Annotated in this window: 12 protein-coding genes and 1 pseudogene; 3 read left to right on the top strand and 10 right to left on the bottom strand. The window is 39.4% G+C overall.

Annotated features, from left to right (window positions below):
• Nucleotides 1–105: 105 nt before the first annotated feature.
• The 9 genes and pseudogenes from cobA (PGN18_RS19855) to PGN18_RS19815 all read right to left on the bottom strand — a co-directional run bounded on the left by cobA (PGN18_RS19855) (nucleotide 106) and on the right by PGN18_RS19815 (nucleotide 10424).
• On the bottom strand, nucleotides 106–900 hold the full coding sequence (gene cobA, locus PGN18_RS19855; RefSeq protein WP_335321318.1) for a uroporphyrinogen-III C-methyltransferase: 795 nt from the start codon (nucleotides 898–900) through the stop codon (nucleotides 106–108).
• Between the two features lie 169 nt (nucleotides 901–1069).
• Nucleotides 1070–1534 (bottom strand): hypothetical protein, encoded by a 465-nt coding sequence (locus PGN18_RS19850; RefSeq protein ID WP_335321317.1) that lies wholly within the window; start codon nucleotides 1532–1534, stop codon nucleotides 1070–1072.
• A gap of 417 nt (nucleotides 1535–1951) precedes the next feature.
• The gene (locus PGN18_RS19845) at nucleotides 1952–3202 is read right to left on the bottom strand and encodes a sulfate adenylyltransferase subunit 1 (protein WP_335321316.1); all 1251 of its coding nucleotides are present in this window, start codon (nucleotides 3200–3202) and stop codon (nucleotides 1952–1954) included.
• A gap of 172 nt (nucleotides 3203–3374) precedes the next feature.
• Nucleotides 3375–4301 (bottom strand): annotated as a pseudogene (cysD, locus tag PGN18_RS19840) (sulfate adenylyltransferase subunit CysD); the annotation flags it as partial.
• A gap of 95 nt (nucleotides 4302–4396) precedes the next feature.
• A complete protein-coding gene (locus PGN18_RS19835) occupies nucleotides 4397–5098 on the bottom strand; it encodes a phosphoadenylyl-sulfate reductase (RefSeq protein WP_335321358.1) in 702 nt (233 codons plus the stop codon).
• 2 nt (nucleotides 5099–5100) lie between these two features.
• Nucleotides 5101–6612, bottom strand: a complete 1512-nt coding sequence (locus tag PGN18_RS19830; RefSeq protein WP_335321315.1) for a TSUP family transporter — start codon at nucleotides 6610–6612, stop codon at nucleotides 5101–5103.
• On the bottom strand, nucleotides 6596–7366 hold the full coding sequence (gene cobA / locus PGN18_RS19825) for a uroporphyrinogen-III C-methyltransferase (protein WP_335321314.1): 771 nt from the start codon (nucleotides 7364–7366) through the stop codon (nucleotides 6596–6598). The genes PGN18_RS19830 and cobA (PGN18_RS19825) overlap by 17 nt, the downstream gene beginning before the upstream one ends.
• Nucleotides 7367–7477: 111 nt before the next feature.
• Nucleotides 7478–9568 (bottom strand): HEPN domain-containing protein, encoded by a 2091-nt coding sequence (locus PGN18_RS19820; RefSeq protein WP_335321313.1) that lies wholly within the window; start codon nucleotides 9566–9568, stop codon nucleotides 7478–7480.
• Between the two features lie 409 nt (nucleotides 9569–9977).
• Nucleotides 9978–10424, bottom strand: coding sequence for an RrF2 family transcriptional regulator (locus PGN18_RS19815; RefSeq protein ID WP_090499724.1), 447 nt, complete (start codon nucleotides 10422–10424; stop codon nucleotides 9978–9980).
• A gap of 214 nt (nucleotides 10425–10638) precedes the next feature.
• Between PGN18_RS19815 and PGN18_RS19810 the strand changes: the two genes are divergently transcribed.
• The gene (locus tag PGN18_RS19810) at nucleotides 10639–11859 is read left to right on the top strand and encodes a metallophosphoesterase (RefSeq protein WP_335321312.1); all 1221 of its coding nucleotides are present in this window, start codon (nucleotides 10639–10641) and stop codon (nucleotides 11857–11859) included.
• Between the two features lie 163 nt (nucleotides 11860–12022).
• Here the strand turns inward: PGN18_RS19810 and PGN18_RS19805 are convergent, their stop codons facing one another.
• On the bottom strand, nucleotides 12023–14458 hold the full coding sequence (locus tag PGN18_RS19805; protein ID WP_335321311.1) for a TonB-dependent receptor: 2436 nt from the start codon (nucleotides 14456–14458) through the stop codon (nucleotides 12023–12025).
• 322 nt (nucleotides 14459–14780) lie between these two features.
• On the opposite strand from PGN18_RS19805, the gene PGN18_RS19800 reads away from it, so the two are divergent.
• Together PGN18_RS19800 and PGN18_RS19795 are read left to right on the top strand one after the other, a co-directional pair.
• Complete coding sequence (locus PGN18_RS19800) at nucleotides 14781–16322, top strand: pyridoxal phosphate-dependent decarboxylase family protein (protein WP_335321310.1); 1542 nt, start codon at nucleotides 14781–14783, stop codon at nucleotides 16320–16322.
• Nucleotides 16267–17223: IucA/IucC family protein (locus tag PGN18_RS19795; protein ID WP_335321309.1), on the top strand; the 957-nt coding region annotated here is incomplete at its 3' end. The genes PGN18_RS19800 and PGN18_RS19795, both read left to right, overlap by 56 nt.

The following is a 17223-nucleotide window of genomic DNA, read 5'->3' as shown; positions in this document are numbered from 1 at the left end:
GGTGACGCCACGTATGTTATTAAAATTGCAGCATATAAAAAAACCGCTTAAATCCATAAGCGGTTCTAAACAACAAAACAAATATATTTTTTGGTTTAAAAATACCTAGTACTCTTCGGCGATAATCTCGTAAAAATCGCGAATAGGTTGAAATTGAGGATGTAATGAAACTACATCACCAAAAACTAATAAAGCGGGAGCGGTTATTTTCTTATCTTCAACAATCTCTGCAATCGTATCAACAATACCTACCGCGATTTTTTCTTCTGGTGTAGAACCATTTTGAATCACCGCTACAGGTAACAGATTTTTATTTTCCGCCTGAAAGATGGCTGAAATCTCTTTTACCTTTTCAATCCCGTTTAAAACAACAATGGTAGCTTTTGTTTTTGCGGCGATGTACAAATCTTCTGAAATTTCACCTTTCGAATTTGTTCCTGTAACTGCCCAAAAGCTTTCGCTCATATCTTTATAAATCATTGGGATCTTTTGCAAACTCGGAGCTCCTGTGGCGCTCGAAATACCTGGAATAATTTCAGTAGGAATACTGTAAGATTCTGCCGCATCTATTTCTTCATATCCCTTCGCAAAGAAAAACGGGTCACCACTTTTTAAACGTACAACATGGCCATAGTTTAAAGCATAATCAACAATGAGCTTATTAACTGCATCTTGAGAAAATGATTCATCATCAGAACGTTTGCCCACATAAACTTTTGGAATACCATCTGGTGCATGACACAATAAAGCCTCGTTCACATTTGCATCATACAAAACAACATCAGCTGTTTTTAATGCTTTAACCCCTTTTAAACTAAATAAATCCGGGTCACCAGGACCTGCACCTATTAAAGTAATTTTTGGTTCGATGTTCGCTTTTTCTACTTTATTCAAAATCATAACTGAAAGTTTATGCTCGTTATACGTTTGTTTAATTACACAAATATATAAAGTCTATAGAAATAGTAGTAATTTATTTTAAAATATTTTTTTTGTCATTCTGAACGAAGTGAAGAATCTCTATAAAAGTGGTTTTTAGCTTAACAAGATCCTTAGCTGCACCCAGAGCTTATTTACAATTCACTTCTGAAAAAGTAAATTTCCCTGCCTCATAGTTAATGGGTCTCCCTTTCACAAAATACGATCTTCCTAGTGTGGTTTCAATCTGTGCAACCCCCATAATGAGTTTACCATCTTTCTTTAAAAATGCCAACGGGTTAGTAAAGGCCTTTGTGGTATCTTTACCCGTGTTAAACCGATAATCAACCAGTAAAGTGTCGCCATTAAACCTACCATTGATCTTTCCGTTATTTTGAGGCTTGTCAGCATACTTCACCAACAGTGCACCGGTTACTTTACCAGATTCCATGGTTTTCACAATCATCGCTGCGCTGTCTTTCTCGAAGAAAGCGGCGTAACAGGTTTGATTGATCACAGAATCCTTTTTTGCGGTATCAGCCTTTTTATCTGATTGGTTACAGGCAAAAACAAATGGAACAGCTGCAAAAACGAAGTACAAAAGATTTCTTTTCATGTGGTTTAGGATTTGGATTTCCGTTTATAATGTAATAAGGAGATGAAAAGTTTGAATCATTTCCATAAGATGAATATACAAAAAACGGGGCTACCATTTGGCGCCCCGCTGAAATTGTTTTCGCTTAAGACTAATCTAAAGCTTTCATTATTATATTTGATCGTGGTTCTCTAGATTAAGATTTCCAGGATTGCAAGATTTTAGGATCAATGAGCTGAAATAAAAAACTGATTTTTTTCTATCTTACATTTGACATCATCCATTTTTCCACCACTAAGGAGTCAAGGACATTAAGATTTTAGCCGTATAGCATGAACCTGTTTATTGATATTTCTCAATCGTTCATCCTCGATCTTCCATCGCACATTACCATTTTACATCTTCCCTCTAACATTTTTCCATCTTACATCTCACACCCTACTCCACAGCCGCCCTGAACATGAGCGCCCCGACCGTTAAATTGGTACGGGTATCAACCAAAATGGCTGAACCGTTTGCGCGGTTACTATCATATAAATCAAACGCTAAAGCATCAGCGGTTTTCACAATCACACGACCGATATCATTTAATTTAAATTCTTCTGCTGTATGCTTTTCTAAAGTATTGATATCTACTTTATGCAGAATTTCGCTGATTTTACATTTTGTAACCTTACTATTATGCTGAATGTTGTACATGATGGAGGTATCCAACGCACGGGTATCCATCCAGCAAAGATCAGCCTCAATCAATTTTGTTTCCTGCGGCAAAGCCGATGCGTTTACAATGGTATCTCCACGGCTGATATCTACATCATCTTTTAAGTGAATGATGACCGATTGACCAGCGTGCGCAGCATCAAGTTCTTCATCAAAAAACTCAATCTTTTCTACAATTGAACTTGCGCCTGAAGGAAGGACAGTAACTTTATCATTTAAATTAAAAGTTCCACTCAACACACGTCCGGCATAACCTCGGTAATCGTGCAGTTCTGCTGTTTGAGGACGAACTACCCATTGTACAGGCATCCGTGCCAATTGAGATCGGTCTAAATGATCAGTATCTACTTTTTCTAAGAAATGTAACAAACTTTCACCTTCATACCACTGCATGTTTTCAGATGCTTGCACCACATTATCACCTTTTAATGCACTCACAGGAATATAGGTTACATCAGCCAGCTTTAATTGCTGCGCCAAAATCTTGTATTTTTCTATAATGGCGTTATAAACGGTTTCGCTATAATCAACCATATCCATTTTGTTGATACAAACCACCACATGTTTAATGCCCAATAAGGAAACAATATAGGAATGACGAATGGTCTGTTCTACCACACCATTACGGGCATCAATTAAAATAATGGCCAAATTGGCGGTAGAGGCCCCGGTAACCATATTCCTGGTGTATTGGATGTGGCCAGGAGTATCGGCTATAATAAATTTACGTTTTTCTGTCTGAAAATATTTATAGGCCACATCAATGGTGATGCCCTGCTCGCGCTCTGCCCTTAAACCATCAGTTAAAATGGCTAAATCTATTGTTCCATCGTCATTTTTGCGGTTAGAGCGCTGCAAAGCTTCTAACTGATCGGCTAAAATAGAATCTGTATCGTATAACAAACGGCCAATTAAGGTACTTTTACCATCATCTACGCTGCCTGCTGTGAAAAATTTTAATATGTTCATGTTGTTAAAGTATTAAGATAAAAGTATCAAGTATCAGTATCAATTTTAGTCTATCACTTTCATAATCATCTTAGTTTAATCAGGAGGTTTAATTTTAGTTAGCAAACCAGTGTCAAGACTTGATACTTGATACTTGATACTAAAGACTTGCTACTAAAAGACCCAAGACTACCTAGAAATACCCCCCCTTTTTCCTGTCTTCCATCGCAGCTTCAGAAACTTTGTCGTCTAAACGTGCACCACGTTCTGAAATTTTCGACGCACTGATTTCTGAAATAATATCGTCGATCAAAAATGCATCCGATTCTACGGCAGCGGTGCAAGACATGTCGCCAACCGTGCGGAAACGAACCTGTTTACACGCTACAACATCTTCCTCATCCATATTTAAAAATGGCGAAGCGGCCATCAATTGGCCGTTACGGGTAATTACATCCCGCTCGTGCGAAAAGTAAATGCTCGGAAGTTCTATTTTTTCCCTTCTAATATAATTCCAAACATCTAATTCTGTCCAGTTACTGATCGGGAATACGCGGATGTTTTCACCTTTATGGATTTTACCATTGTAAATGTTCCAAAGTTCAGGGCGTTGGCGTTTCGGGTCCCATTGACCAAATTCGTCACGAACAGAGAAAATACGTTCTTTTGCCCTGGCCTTTTCCTCATCTCTTCGTGCGCCACCAATGCAGGCATCAAACTGATATTTAGCGATGGTATCAAGCAAGGTTACGGTTTGCAAAGCATTTCTACTGGCATTTTTACCGGTCTGCTCCACCACTTTACCCTGATCGATCGATTCCTGAACAGAACCAATAATGAGTTTTTCGCCAATCCGCTCTACCATTTGATCACGATAGGTAATGGTTTCTTCAAAATTATGACCAGTGTCTATATGCACTAAAGGAAAAGGAAATTTCCCCGGACGGAAAGCTTTTTCTGCTAAACGAACTAGGGTAATTGAATCTTTGCCTCCTGAAAATAACAGGGCAGGTTTTTCAAACTGACCTGCAACTTCACGTAAAATGTGAATAGCTTCGGCCTCCAGCTCATCTAAATAATCAAAATTATATGTACTCATTTTATACGTTGTCTTTGTTGTTGCTGTTGTTAATTGTTGGAAGGTTTGAAAGTTGAAAGGTTCATCCGTTTTCCATCTCCCATTTTACTTCTTCCATCAAGTTTTTACTTCTTCCATCACGAAGCTGCGTGCAAACCACATTCTTTTTTGCTCTGGTCTTCCCACCACCACCTTCCGGCCCTGAAATCTTCGCCCGGTTGTACTGCTCTTGTACATGGGGCGCAGCCTATGCTCGGAAAACCTTTATCATGCAAGGTATTGTATACAATATTATTTTCTTTAATGTATGCTTCCACATCATCCAAAGTCCAGTCGAATATAGGATGAAATTTAATCAGTTGGTTTCCTTCATCCCATTCTAAATCATGCATATCCTCGCGGTTGGCACTCTGATCGGCCCTGATGCCTGTTATCCAGATTTCGTTCCCTTTTAATGCTCTTTTTAAAGGTTCGATTTTACGGATATAACAGCATTCTTTTCTATTCTCTACCGATTCGTAAAAGCTATTCGGGCCTTTTGCATTCACCATATCCTGTAACAATTCGTTCTGCGGATAATAGGCATGAATGGGTTTATCATAAATTTCTAATGTACGGTTCCAAACATAATAGGTTTCCGGAAATAAACGTCCGGTTTCTAAAGTAAAAACCTTAATCGGAATGTTGTTGGCAAAAATTAAATGGGTAATTACCTGGTCTTCCCAACCAAAACTGGTCGAAAATATAATACGGCCGGCATATTGATCTGCCAAAAATTTCAGCCTATCTATTGTACTTAAACCTGCCAGTGCTGCTTTGATCTCCTCTAGGTTCCCCATCACTACATTAATTTTAAAATAAACATGATTACGCTACGTAAACTTACAAGCATCACAATAATGCCAACAGCAACCATGATGGTTTTTGCCGAAATTTTGTTCGATACTTTTGCGGCTATCGGCGAAGCGATTGCACTACCGATAATTAAACCCACAACTGCTTCCCAGTGTTTGCCACCCAACATGGTAAAAAAGGTAAGCGAACTTAAAGTGGCTATAAAAAAGCGGCTGATTTTTACCGTACCCAAAGAGAACAATGGATGCCTGCCACCTGCAATTAGACTGGATAATACGATTGAACCCCAGCCGCCACCAAAGGCGGCATCAATAAAACCACCAAAAAAGCCTAATAAACCAATTTTCTTAATTTTTTGATCGGCCTTCTTTCTTTTGATGTTAAAGGCTTTCATTAAAATAACAGCACCCAAAAACAGGGTGTAAACGGCTACAACTGGCTTAACATAGGCACTATAGTGTTCCAGGGAAGATAAAATATAAGCACCCAATACCGCACCGATGATCGCCGGAAGAATCAATATCTTAAAGAGTTTCCAGTTTATATTGCCCATACGGTAATGCATCCAGCCTGCAATACCGTTACTCATTACCTCAGAAATGTGGATCGCCATACTTGCTGATGCGGGAGGTAAACCCATCGCCAGTGAGAATGATGCCGTAGTAACACCATACGACATGCCGATGGCACCATCTATTAATGCAAATGCAAATCCTGCGCCTAAAAACCAGTAAAATAATGGGTCGATATTAATAAGGAATGATTGAAATTCCGGCTCGGTATTCCAAAGAGAAAGCCCAATTGCCCCAAGCAGTAAAACTGCAGCCACCCAAATTAACCATTTGATATTGCGTTCAGCAAAACTCTTTTTAGGGTTGATCAAACTTTGAGTAACCTTATTTAGCTTCTTAACCTTTGCCGAAAAATCGCCATTTAAGGTTTGGCGCAAGGCACTCATATTCTGTAATGTTTCATCCAGTTCTGCAGGTAAACCTTCGTTTAAAATCTGCTTTAAACGTTTGGCTATGGTTGGTGATTTTCCATTTGTAGATATAGCAATCTTCAAATCGCCTTTCTGAACAATGGATCCCAAATAGAAATCGCATAATTCTGGTTTATCAGCCACATTGATCAGCAGACCACGCTCGTGCGTAACTTTTCTGATCTCGTCATTCAAGATATAATTATTGGTTGCGGCAAAAACGATATCAATATCATCTAAATCGTTGATATCAAAACTTTTCTGCTTCACCTTTATCTGCGGATAGTTTGCAATAAGTGTATAGATTTCGGGCGAAACAATCTCCGCAACAATAGTAATAGCAGCACTTTGGCTGTTATTTACAATCGCTGTTAATTTTTCAAGCCCAATATTCCCTGCACCAATCAATAATGTACGCAGCTTGTTCAGCTTTATAAAAACCGGAAAAAGCTGATTGCCTTTTTCTTCTTCAGAAAAAGATGCTGCATGATCATGTTGGTTAGGCAATACTTGCATATTGTTTAATTAATTTTTTAAATGATGGATGTAATGATACAACTTCTCCAAAAATCAATAAGGCAGGCGCTTTAATGTTTTCTTGCCGCACCAAACGTTCTATAGTTTCAACTACACCAACAACTAATCTTTCATCTTCTGCAGATCCATTCTGCACCACTGCAGCTGGTAAATCGTGCTTGCCCGCAGCTTTAAAAATTTCGACAATTTTAGCTAGTTTTTTAAGTCCCATCAGTACCAATACCGTAGCTTTTGATTGTGCTGCCTGATAAATATCAGCCGAAACTTCGCCAGAAGTGGTCGTTCCGGTGATTACCCAAAAACTTTCGCTCATGCCCCGGTGTGTAACCGGAATCTGCTGCAAGCCCGGCACACCGATTGAACTCGAAATACCAGGAATAACACTGACCGGAATGCTATACGACGCGGCATAATCCAATTCTTCATACCCTCTGCCAAAAACAAATGGATCGCCACCTTTTAAACGCACTACGTGACCGTAGTTTAAAGCATAATCGATCATTAATTTATTAATGGTATCCTGAGGATAAGAATGCTCACCAGAACGTTTTCCTACATAAACCTTAATGGCCTCTGCAGGGGCATGCTCCAATAAAGCATCATTGGTTAAAGCATCATACAATACTACATCGGCAGTTTGCAACGCTTTTACACCTTTTAAGGTCAATAAATCCGGATCTCCGGGGCCTGCGCCTAAAAGTGTAATTTTTGATTCTATATTTTGGTTAACCATCTTTCTTTTTAATTATTAAATTTTGAAAAACTGAAGAAAAAGTTGTTTGGCACATGGCGTCTGCATTTCTCAAATCTCATATCTATTGTCTCAGATCAATCGTCTCAAATCTTATTTCACCAATGCCGCTCTTTTTTCCTTAATCTGATTTAAAAATTGATTTGCTTCTTCAAAATATTTCTGTGCAAACTCAGCCGTTGGTTCGTTTTTGTTAATCTGTAAAACCAGGTCAGAGAAATTGGTTGATAAATTAAATTCGCCTGTTTCAACGTAATGGTTATCAAATTCACGGATTACGCCAACCTGTGTGCTGCTATTTACCCCTTTATCCAACAATAAAGATTTTGCAGCGCTCACAAACGTCGCATAGGTATGGTAAATGGCATCCGCATAAGCACCATTATCTAAATTCTGTTTCGCCCAACCGAACTTTTCATCCGCTTCCAGTAATAAAGTAGCCACTAAATCGATCACCACACCTGCACACTCGCCCACGCCTATAGCAGTTACAAATTCTTCCACATGTCCCCAGTCTACAAATTCTTCTGTCTGAAGGTTTGTTAAATCGGCCAGAGGCTTTAAAAGCTGATAAAAGTGATCCTTACCTTTTCGGTCATAATATTGGTGGAAGTTTTCATCGGCCAGGTTATTGGCTTTAAAATCATTTAAAATAAAGTGTAAAACACTGGTTGCTCTTTTAGAAGGCACTTTGATTACACGTTCGGCTACCCTGCCTACACCATTACCAACTGTTCCGCCACCAAGCATCACCTGTACAGCCGGAACCACTTTCCCCTCAGCTTTTACTGAACTTCCGTGGAAACCGATTTCGGCCAAACCGTGCTGACCGCAGGAGTTCATGCAACCACTGATTTTGATCTTGATGTTTTTCTCGTAAATAAACTCCGGAAAATCAGTATAAATCACTTCTTCCAAAACTTCGGCAAGCGTCATTGAGTTCGATATACCCAAATTACAGGTATCCGTTCCGGGGCAAGTAGTAATATCGGCCAAACTATCAAAACCAGCTGTTGTAAAACCAATTTTATTTAAAGCGGCATATAGGGAAGGCAACGCTTCTTTCCGTACAAACTTTAGCAATAAGCCCTGATTCTGCGTAATCCTGATTTCATCAGCCACATATAACCTGATGGCATCAACAAATGCCCTTGCTTTATCTGTTTTGATATCGCCTACCTGAACTTTTACATAAACGCCATAAAATCCCGCTTGCTTTTGTTCAATTACATTGGTGGCTAACCAGTGTTTATAATGGGCTTCATTCAATATTTCAACTGCAGGATATTCCTGCGCTAAAGGCAAGAGTGGCTGTGAAACAGCATTAACATCTATTTTAAAGGTTTTTACTTTATTGGCAATACGCTCTTCAGCAACCAAACGTAAAACTTCTTCTAAACCCAGTTTTTGAACCAGGTATTTTAAGCGTGCTTTATTGCGGTTGCTACGCTCGCCATAACGATCAAACACACGAAGAACAGATTCGGTAAAAGGGATTAATTGATCCTCAGGTAAAAATTCGTGAACGGCATTGGCTAAAAACGGCTGTGCGCCCAAACCTCCGGCAAATAAAACCTTAAATCCACGCTCACCCTTTTCGTTAATTTTAGGAATAAATCCTAAATCGTGAATGTAGCTGAAAGCGGTATCGCGATCGCTCGAAGAAAAAGAAATTTTAATTTTGCGTCCCATTTCCTGACAGATTGGATTACGCAAAAAGTAGGCAAATACTGCCTGGGCGTAAGGCGAAACATCAAAAGGTTCTTCCGCATCTATTCCCGCGTTGGGAGAAGCGGTTACATTACGCACCGTATTTCCGCAGGCTTCACGAAGGGTAATATCATCCTGCTCTAACTTAGCCCAAAGCTCCGGCGTGCGGTCTAAACTCACATAATGAATCTGGATATCCTGCCGCGTTGTCAGGTGTAAATTGCCACTTCCGTATTCATCTGCAATATCGGCAATACGCAACAACTGTTTAAAAGTTACCTTACCAAACGGCAGCTTAATACGCACCATCTGCACACCTGGCTGCCTTTGTCCGTAAACACCGCGAGCCAAACGTAGGCTTCTAAACTTTTCGTCGTGGATGGTTCCATCTCTGAAAGCTTTAATCTTATTCTCCAAATCGATAATGTCCTGCTCGACAACCGGATTTTCGAGTTCTGTTCTGAAACTTTGCATATGTGTTGTTAGCTTATTCTAAAAATGCTTCCCTGTTACCGAGAAGCATTCCATATTTTATACTTAAAATTATCTGTAGGCTCCTGTTACTGTTTTTTACAACAACAGCACATCATTTGCGTAGCGGTTAACTGATTAGGTATAAAATTGAAGTTCATACGCCAAATATATAAAGTATATAGGAATAGTAGTAATTTATTATGAAAAAATTTACGCTAATAAAACATCATTTCAACTAAAGCATATTGGAATGGAAAAATCCGGGTATTAAATTCAGACAGGAATACCTGAAAACTGCCAACTAATAACTGCTAACTTTCGTGAGATTATCATTTACAAACGATATAATCGTAGAGTTATTGATGCACTCGTTTGGAAACGAGTGCAAGCGTTATCTGGAAAATAAATATTACAAATTAACGATACCGATTTTCAGGTTATCCTCACGGCCAATCACGTCTGCAATGCTGGTTTCGGTTAAAACCTTAAGCGTAGCATCTCTTACATCAATAAAAGCACTTCTGATACCGCATGTTTTCTCATCTACACACTCATCACATTTGTGGTAAAAGTTTAAACTTGCGCACGGAACCATGGCAATCGGCCCGTCGGTTACTCGCATTACATGCACTAATAAAATATCTTCTGGTTTTTTATTGAGGCTATAACCACCACCTGCACCTTTTTTACTGTACAAGAAGCCTGCATTACGCAGATCGAGCAGAATTTGCTCCAGGAATTTTTTAGGAATATGCTCCTCCTCCGCAATTTTAGAAATCTGCATGGGCGGTTTATCTAAATTTTTGCCCAGCGCAACAAGCGCTTTTATGGCATATTTTGTTTTTTTGGATAGCATATTTGTACAAAGCTAATAAAAGAAAGTAAATTATAAAATATGCAACAGGAAGTTGATTTTAATTCAACTAACTATCATATTGATAAATATAACGCGTCAAAATAGAAATTGCTTTAATCAAAGAAGCGTAAAAATAACAGACAGTAGTAACAGTAAGTATTTCTCTGCGTTTAAATTCTATTTTTATCCTATTCTGATTTACCGATTTTTAATAATGAAAAGAAAACTCAATCTATTGCCGCTGTTAACAGTTGCATTTATATTTTTTGCCCTTAATGCTTATGTTTTATCTGGTCTGGGCACCATCAATCAATCCAGTTTACTAAGTCCAATTTTTTGGGTATTTATTATCGGCTTAACTTTTGCCTTATTTTTTGCCATTCAGCAAATGCGGATACAGGGTATCAATAAGTTTTTCCAGATCGTTAGTCATGCTTTTTTGATTGTTTTTGTTGCCGAAGTAGTATTCGCTTTATTTCTGTTGCTCGGCGATGTTTTTCGCTTATTGATGGCACTGGCAACTAATTTTGAACCTGGTGGATTCCATATGGCTGCCCGTAACAATTACTGCGTAGATTTCGCTTTTGTAATGTTCTGCTTCACCGTTGTCCTGTTTGCTTATGGCATTACCCAAGGGAAATATGCCTACCGGGTAATTAAACACACTTTATACTTTGATGATTTACCTGCAAGTTTTGATGGTTTTACGGTGACCCAAATTTCAGATGTACATGCCGGGAGTTTTACCAACCCAAAAGCCGTGCAAAAAGGTATCGATATGATCAACGCCCAAAAGAGCGACCTATTTGTATTTACCGGCGATTTAGTCAACAATACCGCTGCTGAAATTGTGCCCTACATCGGGCATTTTTCGCAGATTAAAGCACCATTCGGACAGTTTTCTATTCTAGGAAACCATGATTATGGTGATTATATCAAGTGGCCTACGGAAGCAGATAAAGTACAGAACCTAAATCGATTAAAAGCTTATCACAAAGAAATTGGCTTTAAACTTTTATTAGATGAACATGTAGAACTGCATAAGAACGGTGAAAAAATAATATTGGCAGGAATAGAAAACTGGGGAATCGGTTTTGGAGAACGCGGCGACCTAAATAAAGCTTTGCAAAATACAAACGTTAATGATTTTAAGATTTTGCTGTCACATGATCCTTCACATTGGGATGCACAGGTCAAAAATTATCCTTCAAAAATTCAACTGTCATTGGCCGGGCATACCCATGGCATGCAGTTTGGCATTGAAGCTTTTGGGATTAAATGGAGTCCGGTAAAATACCGTTATAAACATTGGGCGGGTATTAAAAGTGAAAATGGCAGATATTTGAATGTAAACAGGGGTTTCGGTTTCCTGGGTTTTTCAGGAAGGATTGGTATCTGGCCTGAAATTACAGTGATTGAACTGAAGAAAAAGTAAATCTTTATTGCCAAATATTTTTTCTAAAAAAAGTCGTCATCTCGACTGGAGCGCAGCGGAATGCCCGCCTGTGCGGACAGGCCTGCCCTTACAGGCGGGGAGAGATCTATTTAGATAGATTTCTCGACTGCGTTGCACTTCGCTCGAAATGACGACCGATAGCTTAATAATTAAGCGTATACGTCAAATTATAAGTACGGCCGCGGCCTGCATAATAAAACGTTTCTTTCTTAGCTAACGATTGATATAAGAACTGAGAGCGCTGGCTCCAGATGGTTTGATAGTTTTTGTTCAACAGGTTTTGCACACCAAATGATAAACTTCCGGTAAATAACTTTACCGATCCAAGTAGATCAACAGTAGTAAAGCCTTTCAACTCATTTTGTACCACAACATTTGCAACTGCAGCATAACCTTTAGCGTCAAACGAATGAAAAGCCTGTGCTTTTATACCAAAAACTTTCCCGTTATAACCCAGGTAACCTGCAATTTTTGATGGACTGGCAACAGTTATATCCTGCAAAGACCATGTACCATCGGCATTTTGTTTCTGTGTTTTAATGTACAAACCATTTACGCCAGCTTCAAAACCGTTTTTCAGGTTTAATGATACCGAACCTTCAACACCCAAATTCCTTACATTTTCATCGAAAACTTCGATATTGAATGTGCTATTTGTTTTTACATTTTTATCTGACAGCGCATAAAAACCAGCCACTTGTCCATTAAATATACCAGTTCGGTAACGGTAACCGGCTTCGTACTGTTCTGTTTTGATGCCTGTTAAGGGTGAGCTGGCTACATTTATGGAGTTACCTAAATTCCAGTTGCTACCAGCCAGTGTATAAGTGCCTTGTCCATAATATTTTGCCGGATCGGCGAGGTTAAAGCCCTGTGAGAAATTAACCCATGCCTGTTGAGCTGCGTTGATTTTAAAGACTAAACCGCCATTTAGCAGGTTTACATCGTAATGGTTTTCGCCACCAGCAATAGCCGTTGCAGTCCCGCCGACACCATAAGCCAAAGGAACGGATGCAGCTGTACCCACAAAATCGCCAACTTTAACAAACATCCGTTGCTGGCGCACCCCTCCCGAAAGACTTAAGAAATCGGTTACCTTAACCTGTGCCTGTAAAAAACCAGATAAACCATTTACCCTGAAATTAGGATAACGTGCAATTGTAGCCACCGTAGTATTGGTTAAACCTCCTGATGCAAAGGCTTTTGCTCTATCAAACAAAGCCTGCTGTGCATTAAAATTCTCGTGATCAGCATCAATACCGTAAGTAAGGTTGAGCCTGTTCCAATCTTTGTTTAATACCAGTTTTAAAGCACTGTAATTGGTATTCTGGATAGATGAGCCGCTGTAAAGCCGTTGTGGTATGGCTGCCTGGCCCGGAAATGGGTGAAAGCTAAATTGTTCGTTTCTGGCAGCTGCCTGTACGTACAATGTCTGCCCGCCTAAAATGTCGCTTGCCTGGTAATTTGCATTGATATTGGCTCTGCTCGTTTTCGGGTCAACATCTGAAGAGTAACCATTTCTCATTTCTAAGAGCGCCGGACTGGATAATAATCCACCGTAATTTGCCCCTAGAAAAAGATCTTTATCACCACGGTAGCCCGAATTGTAATATTGGGCATTTACAGATAATTTTTGATAATCGGTCAATTTAAATTCTGTACTTCCAAAGAAATCGAACGACTGGTTATATTGTAAATCGGTTTGGGTAATATCCGTAAAAATTTGCTTTCCATCTGCGCCATAGGCAGCATTGTTTTTCTGGAAACCCATACCGATACGCCCGTTCCAATCTTTGCTACCACCAGAAATAGCCTGAGCTACGCGCAAATCATGATCGCTTTTTTCTTTCAAACCACTGCGTACACCAACCTGGGTAGTAAAGCTGGGCTGACTATCCTGCCCTTTTTTAGTAATAATATTGATGATACCGCCTGTTGCGCCACCACCATAAACCGCACTTGCACCAGATAAAACTTCAATTCTTTCTATATTAAACGGATCGATTGATTCGAACTGACGGCTTACCCCGCGCGTACTGTTTAACGAAACGCCATCAATCATCACCAATGCATCTCTGCCGCGTTGGTTTTGTCCGTAATTGGTGCGCCCTTCGGGACCAGCATCCAAACTCGGAATCAGTTGCGCTAAAGTTTGTTTAAGCGGGATTCCGGCTCTCGCCTGTTCCTGAATTTTTGCGCCATCAACTACCCAAACTGTACCCGGTATCTCACTTATTTTGGTCGGTTTACGCGATGAAACCACCACAACCTCTTGCATATTAGCCGTAGGACTTAGATAGAGCGTAAGGTTAACAGTCTGATCCTTAGCCAAAATCACTTTTTGTAGTATGGTTGTATAGCCTACATAGCTAACCTGTAACTGATAAGCACCTTCGTTTAACTTTAGTTCAAAACTACCATCAGCAGCTGTTGTAGTCGAAACATTCTTACCTTCAACTTTAATATTTGCTCCTGCAAGCGGGGCTGTTTCGCCCATTACCTTCCCGGTAACCGTTTGCGCTTTACCAGTAAAGATAAACCCACCAATCAGGATTGCAATTAAGTATAGATTTTTCATTTTTATTTATTTAATGCATTAACCGAAATAATTTTGCGCAAAACAATAACTTATTTAGATTAAATCCAAATAAAAATTTATCTTTTTTAACTTTTCCTCTACTAAAACGGTTAAGTAGCGCTCAATTAACTGGTTATCAAAAATGATTAAAAATAAATTTTAATATTATTTTTAATCGATCTAAATAAAAATATAACTTAGCCGTTGAAATTTGTAATTGAATTGCTCTTTCGTTTTAGCCGACCCAGCCAAATGCTATTAAAAATTTGCCCTTTTATTCCTTGCCCTTTAAAACTTGAATTTTTGAAAAATTGAAAACCTAATGTTAACATCAGCCCTAGAAAAACATGAAGTCATTGATTTCCTTACGGAAAGTCCGACCAAGGAAATCTTTCATCACGAAAATGAAGCGGAATATCTACATGCTGTAGGAAAAGTGACCCAGGCGGTAAAAAAATTCCTCAACAATAACCAGCAACCTTTTAGTGGAATATCTCCTTCGAAATTAAAACCACTGTTTGATTCAGTAGAATTTGACAAAACGCATGATAACTATGATGGTTTGCTTAAAGAAGTTGAACTACTCTATACCAGTCATGCGGTTGCCTTTCACCACCCTGCATATATTGCCCATTTAAACTGCCCGATCGTGATTCCGGCAGTAGCTGCAGAAGTCATGATATCTGCCATTAACTCTTCCATTGATACCTGGGATCAAAGTGCCGGCGGTACACTGATCGAGCAAAAACTAATCGAATGGACCTGCGATCAGATTGGTTACAGCAAAAAAGCCGATGGTATTTTTACCAGTGGTGGTACACAGAGCAATTTAATGGGACTTTTACTGGCCCGCGATCATTATTCCATTACCTCATTAAACCACAATATTAAAGTTGAAGGACTACCTCAGGAAGCTTGCCGTTTCAGAATATTTGTCTCTGAAAAAGCGCATTTCAGTATTCAGAAAAATGCCTCGCTATTGGGTTTGGGAGAAAAATCAGTGATCAAGATCAAAACCGACCGCGGTTTCAGGATGAATACGGTTTTACTGGAAGATGCCCTTAAGCGGGAAATTGCTCAGGGCAATATTCCTATTGCCATTGTGGGTACAGCGGGAACCACCGACTTTGGGAATATTGATCCGCTAAAGGAAATTGCAGCTATAAGTCAAAAATACAATTGCTGGTTCCATATCGATGCGGCTTATGGCTGTGGACTATTGCTGACAGACAAGTACAGAGCATTGCTCAATGGTATCGAGCTCGCCCATTCGGTTACCGTTGATTATCATAAATCGTTCTTCCAGCCGGTAAGCAGCAGCGGTTTCCTGGTAAGGGATAAAAACTTTTTCAACCTGATTACGCATCATGCTGATTACTTGAATCCAAAAGACCACGACGAAGATGGTTTGCCAAACCAGGTGAATAAATCGATACAAACTACCCGCAGGTTTGATGCTTTAAAACTTTGGTTTACACTCAGGATGATGGGCAGGAACAAACTCGGTGGCTATTTCGATACGATTATCGAAACGGCAGCAAAAATTGCCGATTTGTTGCATTCAGATCATGATTTCGAGCTGATGAACGAATCAGACATCAGTGCATTGGTATTCCGTTATCGTCCCAAAAACCTGCGCTTAGATGTTTGCGCCATGAACCAATACATCAAAAAAGCCATGTTCAACCAAGGAAAAGCTTTGGTTGCCGGTACTAAGATTAATCAACAGTTCTACCTCAAATTTACCCTACTTAACCCGCTAACTACCATCAGCGATATTGAAAACATTATTAAAATCATTAAAAAACATGGAAACGAATACCTTAGACTCAACCAGGCTTCAGCAGATTTCAGAAGAAACTAATTTTAATGCGCTTCTAAACAGTTACTGCAGAGAATATACCAACTGGAGCCGTTATATAGGAATCCCTAAATACGACGAACCACTAGCCAGTTACCTGGTTACAACAAACGATCGTTTGCATATCAGGTTTGACTTTACGGCTATTGGTTTCGAAGTATATGCACCTTTAAAATTTTATGCTGATAGTGGCCGCCATGTATTTAATTTCCCCGTAATTGAAAGGAATATTGATACGGATGCCATTAATCAAGTAACCATATACAGGTTTATGGAACTGGCCATGCAATTTAGTAAGCAAGAATTCGGTACTATTGATGCCGATCTGGTCACCCAACGTTTGGCCAACAGCGTAGAAAACCTCGAAGCATTTTTATTGTTTTTTAAGCAGAACGGCAAACCTGTAAATTTTGCTAAAATGAGCTTCATCGAAGCAGAGCAATCTTTGTTTTTAGGTCACAATGCGCATCCCTTTCCTAAAGGCAGATCTGGTTTTAACAGTAAGGAAGAACTTTTTAAATATTCGCCGGAAACGCAGGGGCATTTCCAGCTGGCTTATTTCCTGATCTCAGCAGAAAATATCATGGAAAAAAATGCTGAAGGTTTTGACATGACCGATCTTTTTAGAATAGAATTATCAGATAGCAATAATACGGAAATGATCAGCTTGCTCGATCAGCATCCAGATTATAAAGTAGTGCCCATGCACCCCTGGGAGGCCAAACACCTGCTTGAACTTCCGAATGTAAAAGCGATGCAACAAGAAAAACTGCTAATCTTTTTGGGGCATTTAGGAGAATTGTACACCCCAACATCATCCGTTAGGACGGTTTATAACGCGTCAAGTGATTGGATGCTTAAATTTTCATTGCATGTAAAAATAACCAATTCAGAAAGGGTTAAC

Source organism: Pedobacter terrae, assembly GCF_036946585.1.
In the GTDB taxonomy this organism is placed as follows: domain Bacteria; phylum Bacteroidota; class Bacteroidia; order Sphingobacteriales; family Sphingobacteriaceae; genus Pedobacter; species Pedobacter terrae_C.
This window is presented reverse-complemented; position numbering and strand designations above follow the sequence as displayed.

What these genes read in the sequence shown, in the direction of transcription:
- PGN18_RS19815 (WP_090499724.1), bottom strand. Translation starts at nt 10,424, where the DNA reads ATGCTATCCAAAAAAACAAAATATGCCATAAAAGCGCTTGTTGCGCTG.
- PGN18_RS19810 (WP_335321312.1), top strand. Translation starts at nt 10,639, where the DNA reads ATGAAAAGAAAACTCAATCTATTGCCGCTGTTAACAGTTGCATTTATA.
- PGN18_RS19820 (WP_335321313.1), bottom strand. Translation starts at nt 9,568, where the DNA reads ATGCAAAGTTTCAGAACAGAACTCGAAAATCCGGTTGTCGAGCAGGAC.
- PGN18_RS19850 (WP_335321317.1), bottom strand. Translation starts at nt 1,534, where the DNA reads ATGAAAAGAAATCTTTTGTACTTCGTTTTTGCAGCTGTTCCATTTGTT.
- PGN18_RS19845 (WP_335321316.1), bottom strand. Translation starts at nt 3,202, where the DNA reads ATGAACATATTAAAATTTTTCACAGCAGGCAGCGTAGATGATGGTAAA.
- PGN18_RS19800 (WP_335321310.1), top strand. Translation starts at nt 14,781, where the DNA reads ATGTTAACATCAGCCCTAGAAAAACATGAAGTCATTGATTTCCTTACG.
- PGN18_RS19830 (WP_335321315.1), bottom strand. Translation starts at nt 6,612, where the DNA reads ATGCAAGTATTGCCTAACCAACATGATCATGCAGCATCTTTTTCTGAA.
- PGN18_RS19805 (WP_335321311.1), bottom strand. Translation starts at nt 14,458, where the DNA reads ATGAAAAATCTATACTTAATTGCAATCCTGATTGGTGGGTTTATCTTT.
- cobA (WP_335321314.1), bottom strand. Translation starts at nt 7,366, where the DNA reads ATGGTTAACCAAAATATAGAATCAAAAATTACACTTTTAGGCGCAGGC.
- cobA (WP_335321318.1), bottom strand. Translation starts at nt 900, where the DNA reads ATGATTTTGAATAAAGTAGAAAAAGCGAACATCGAACCAAAAATTACT.
- PGN18_RS19835 (WP_335321358.1), bottom strand. Translation starts at nt 5,098, where the DNA reads ATGGGGAACCTAGAGGAGATCAAAGCAGCACTGGCAGGTTTAAGTACA.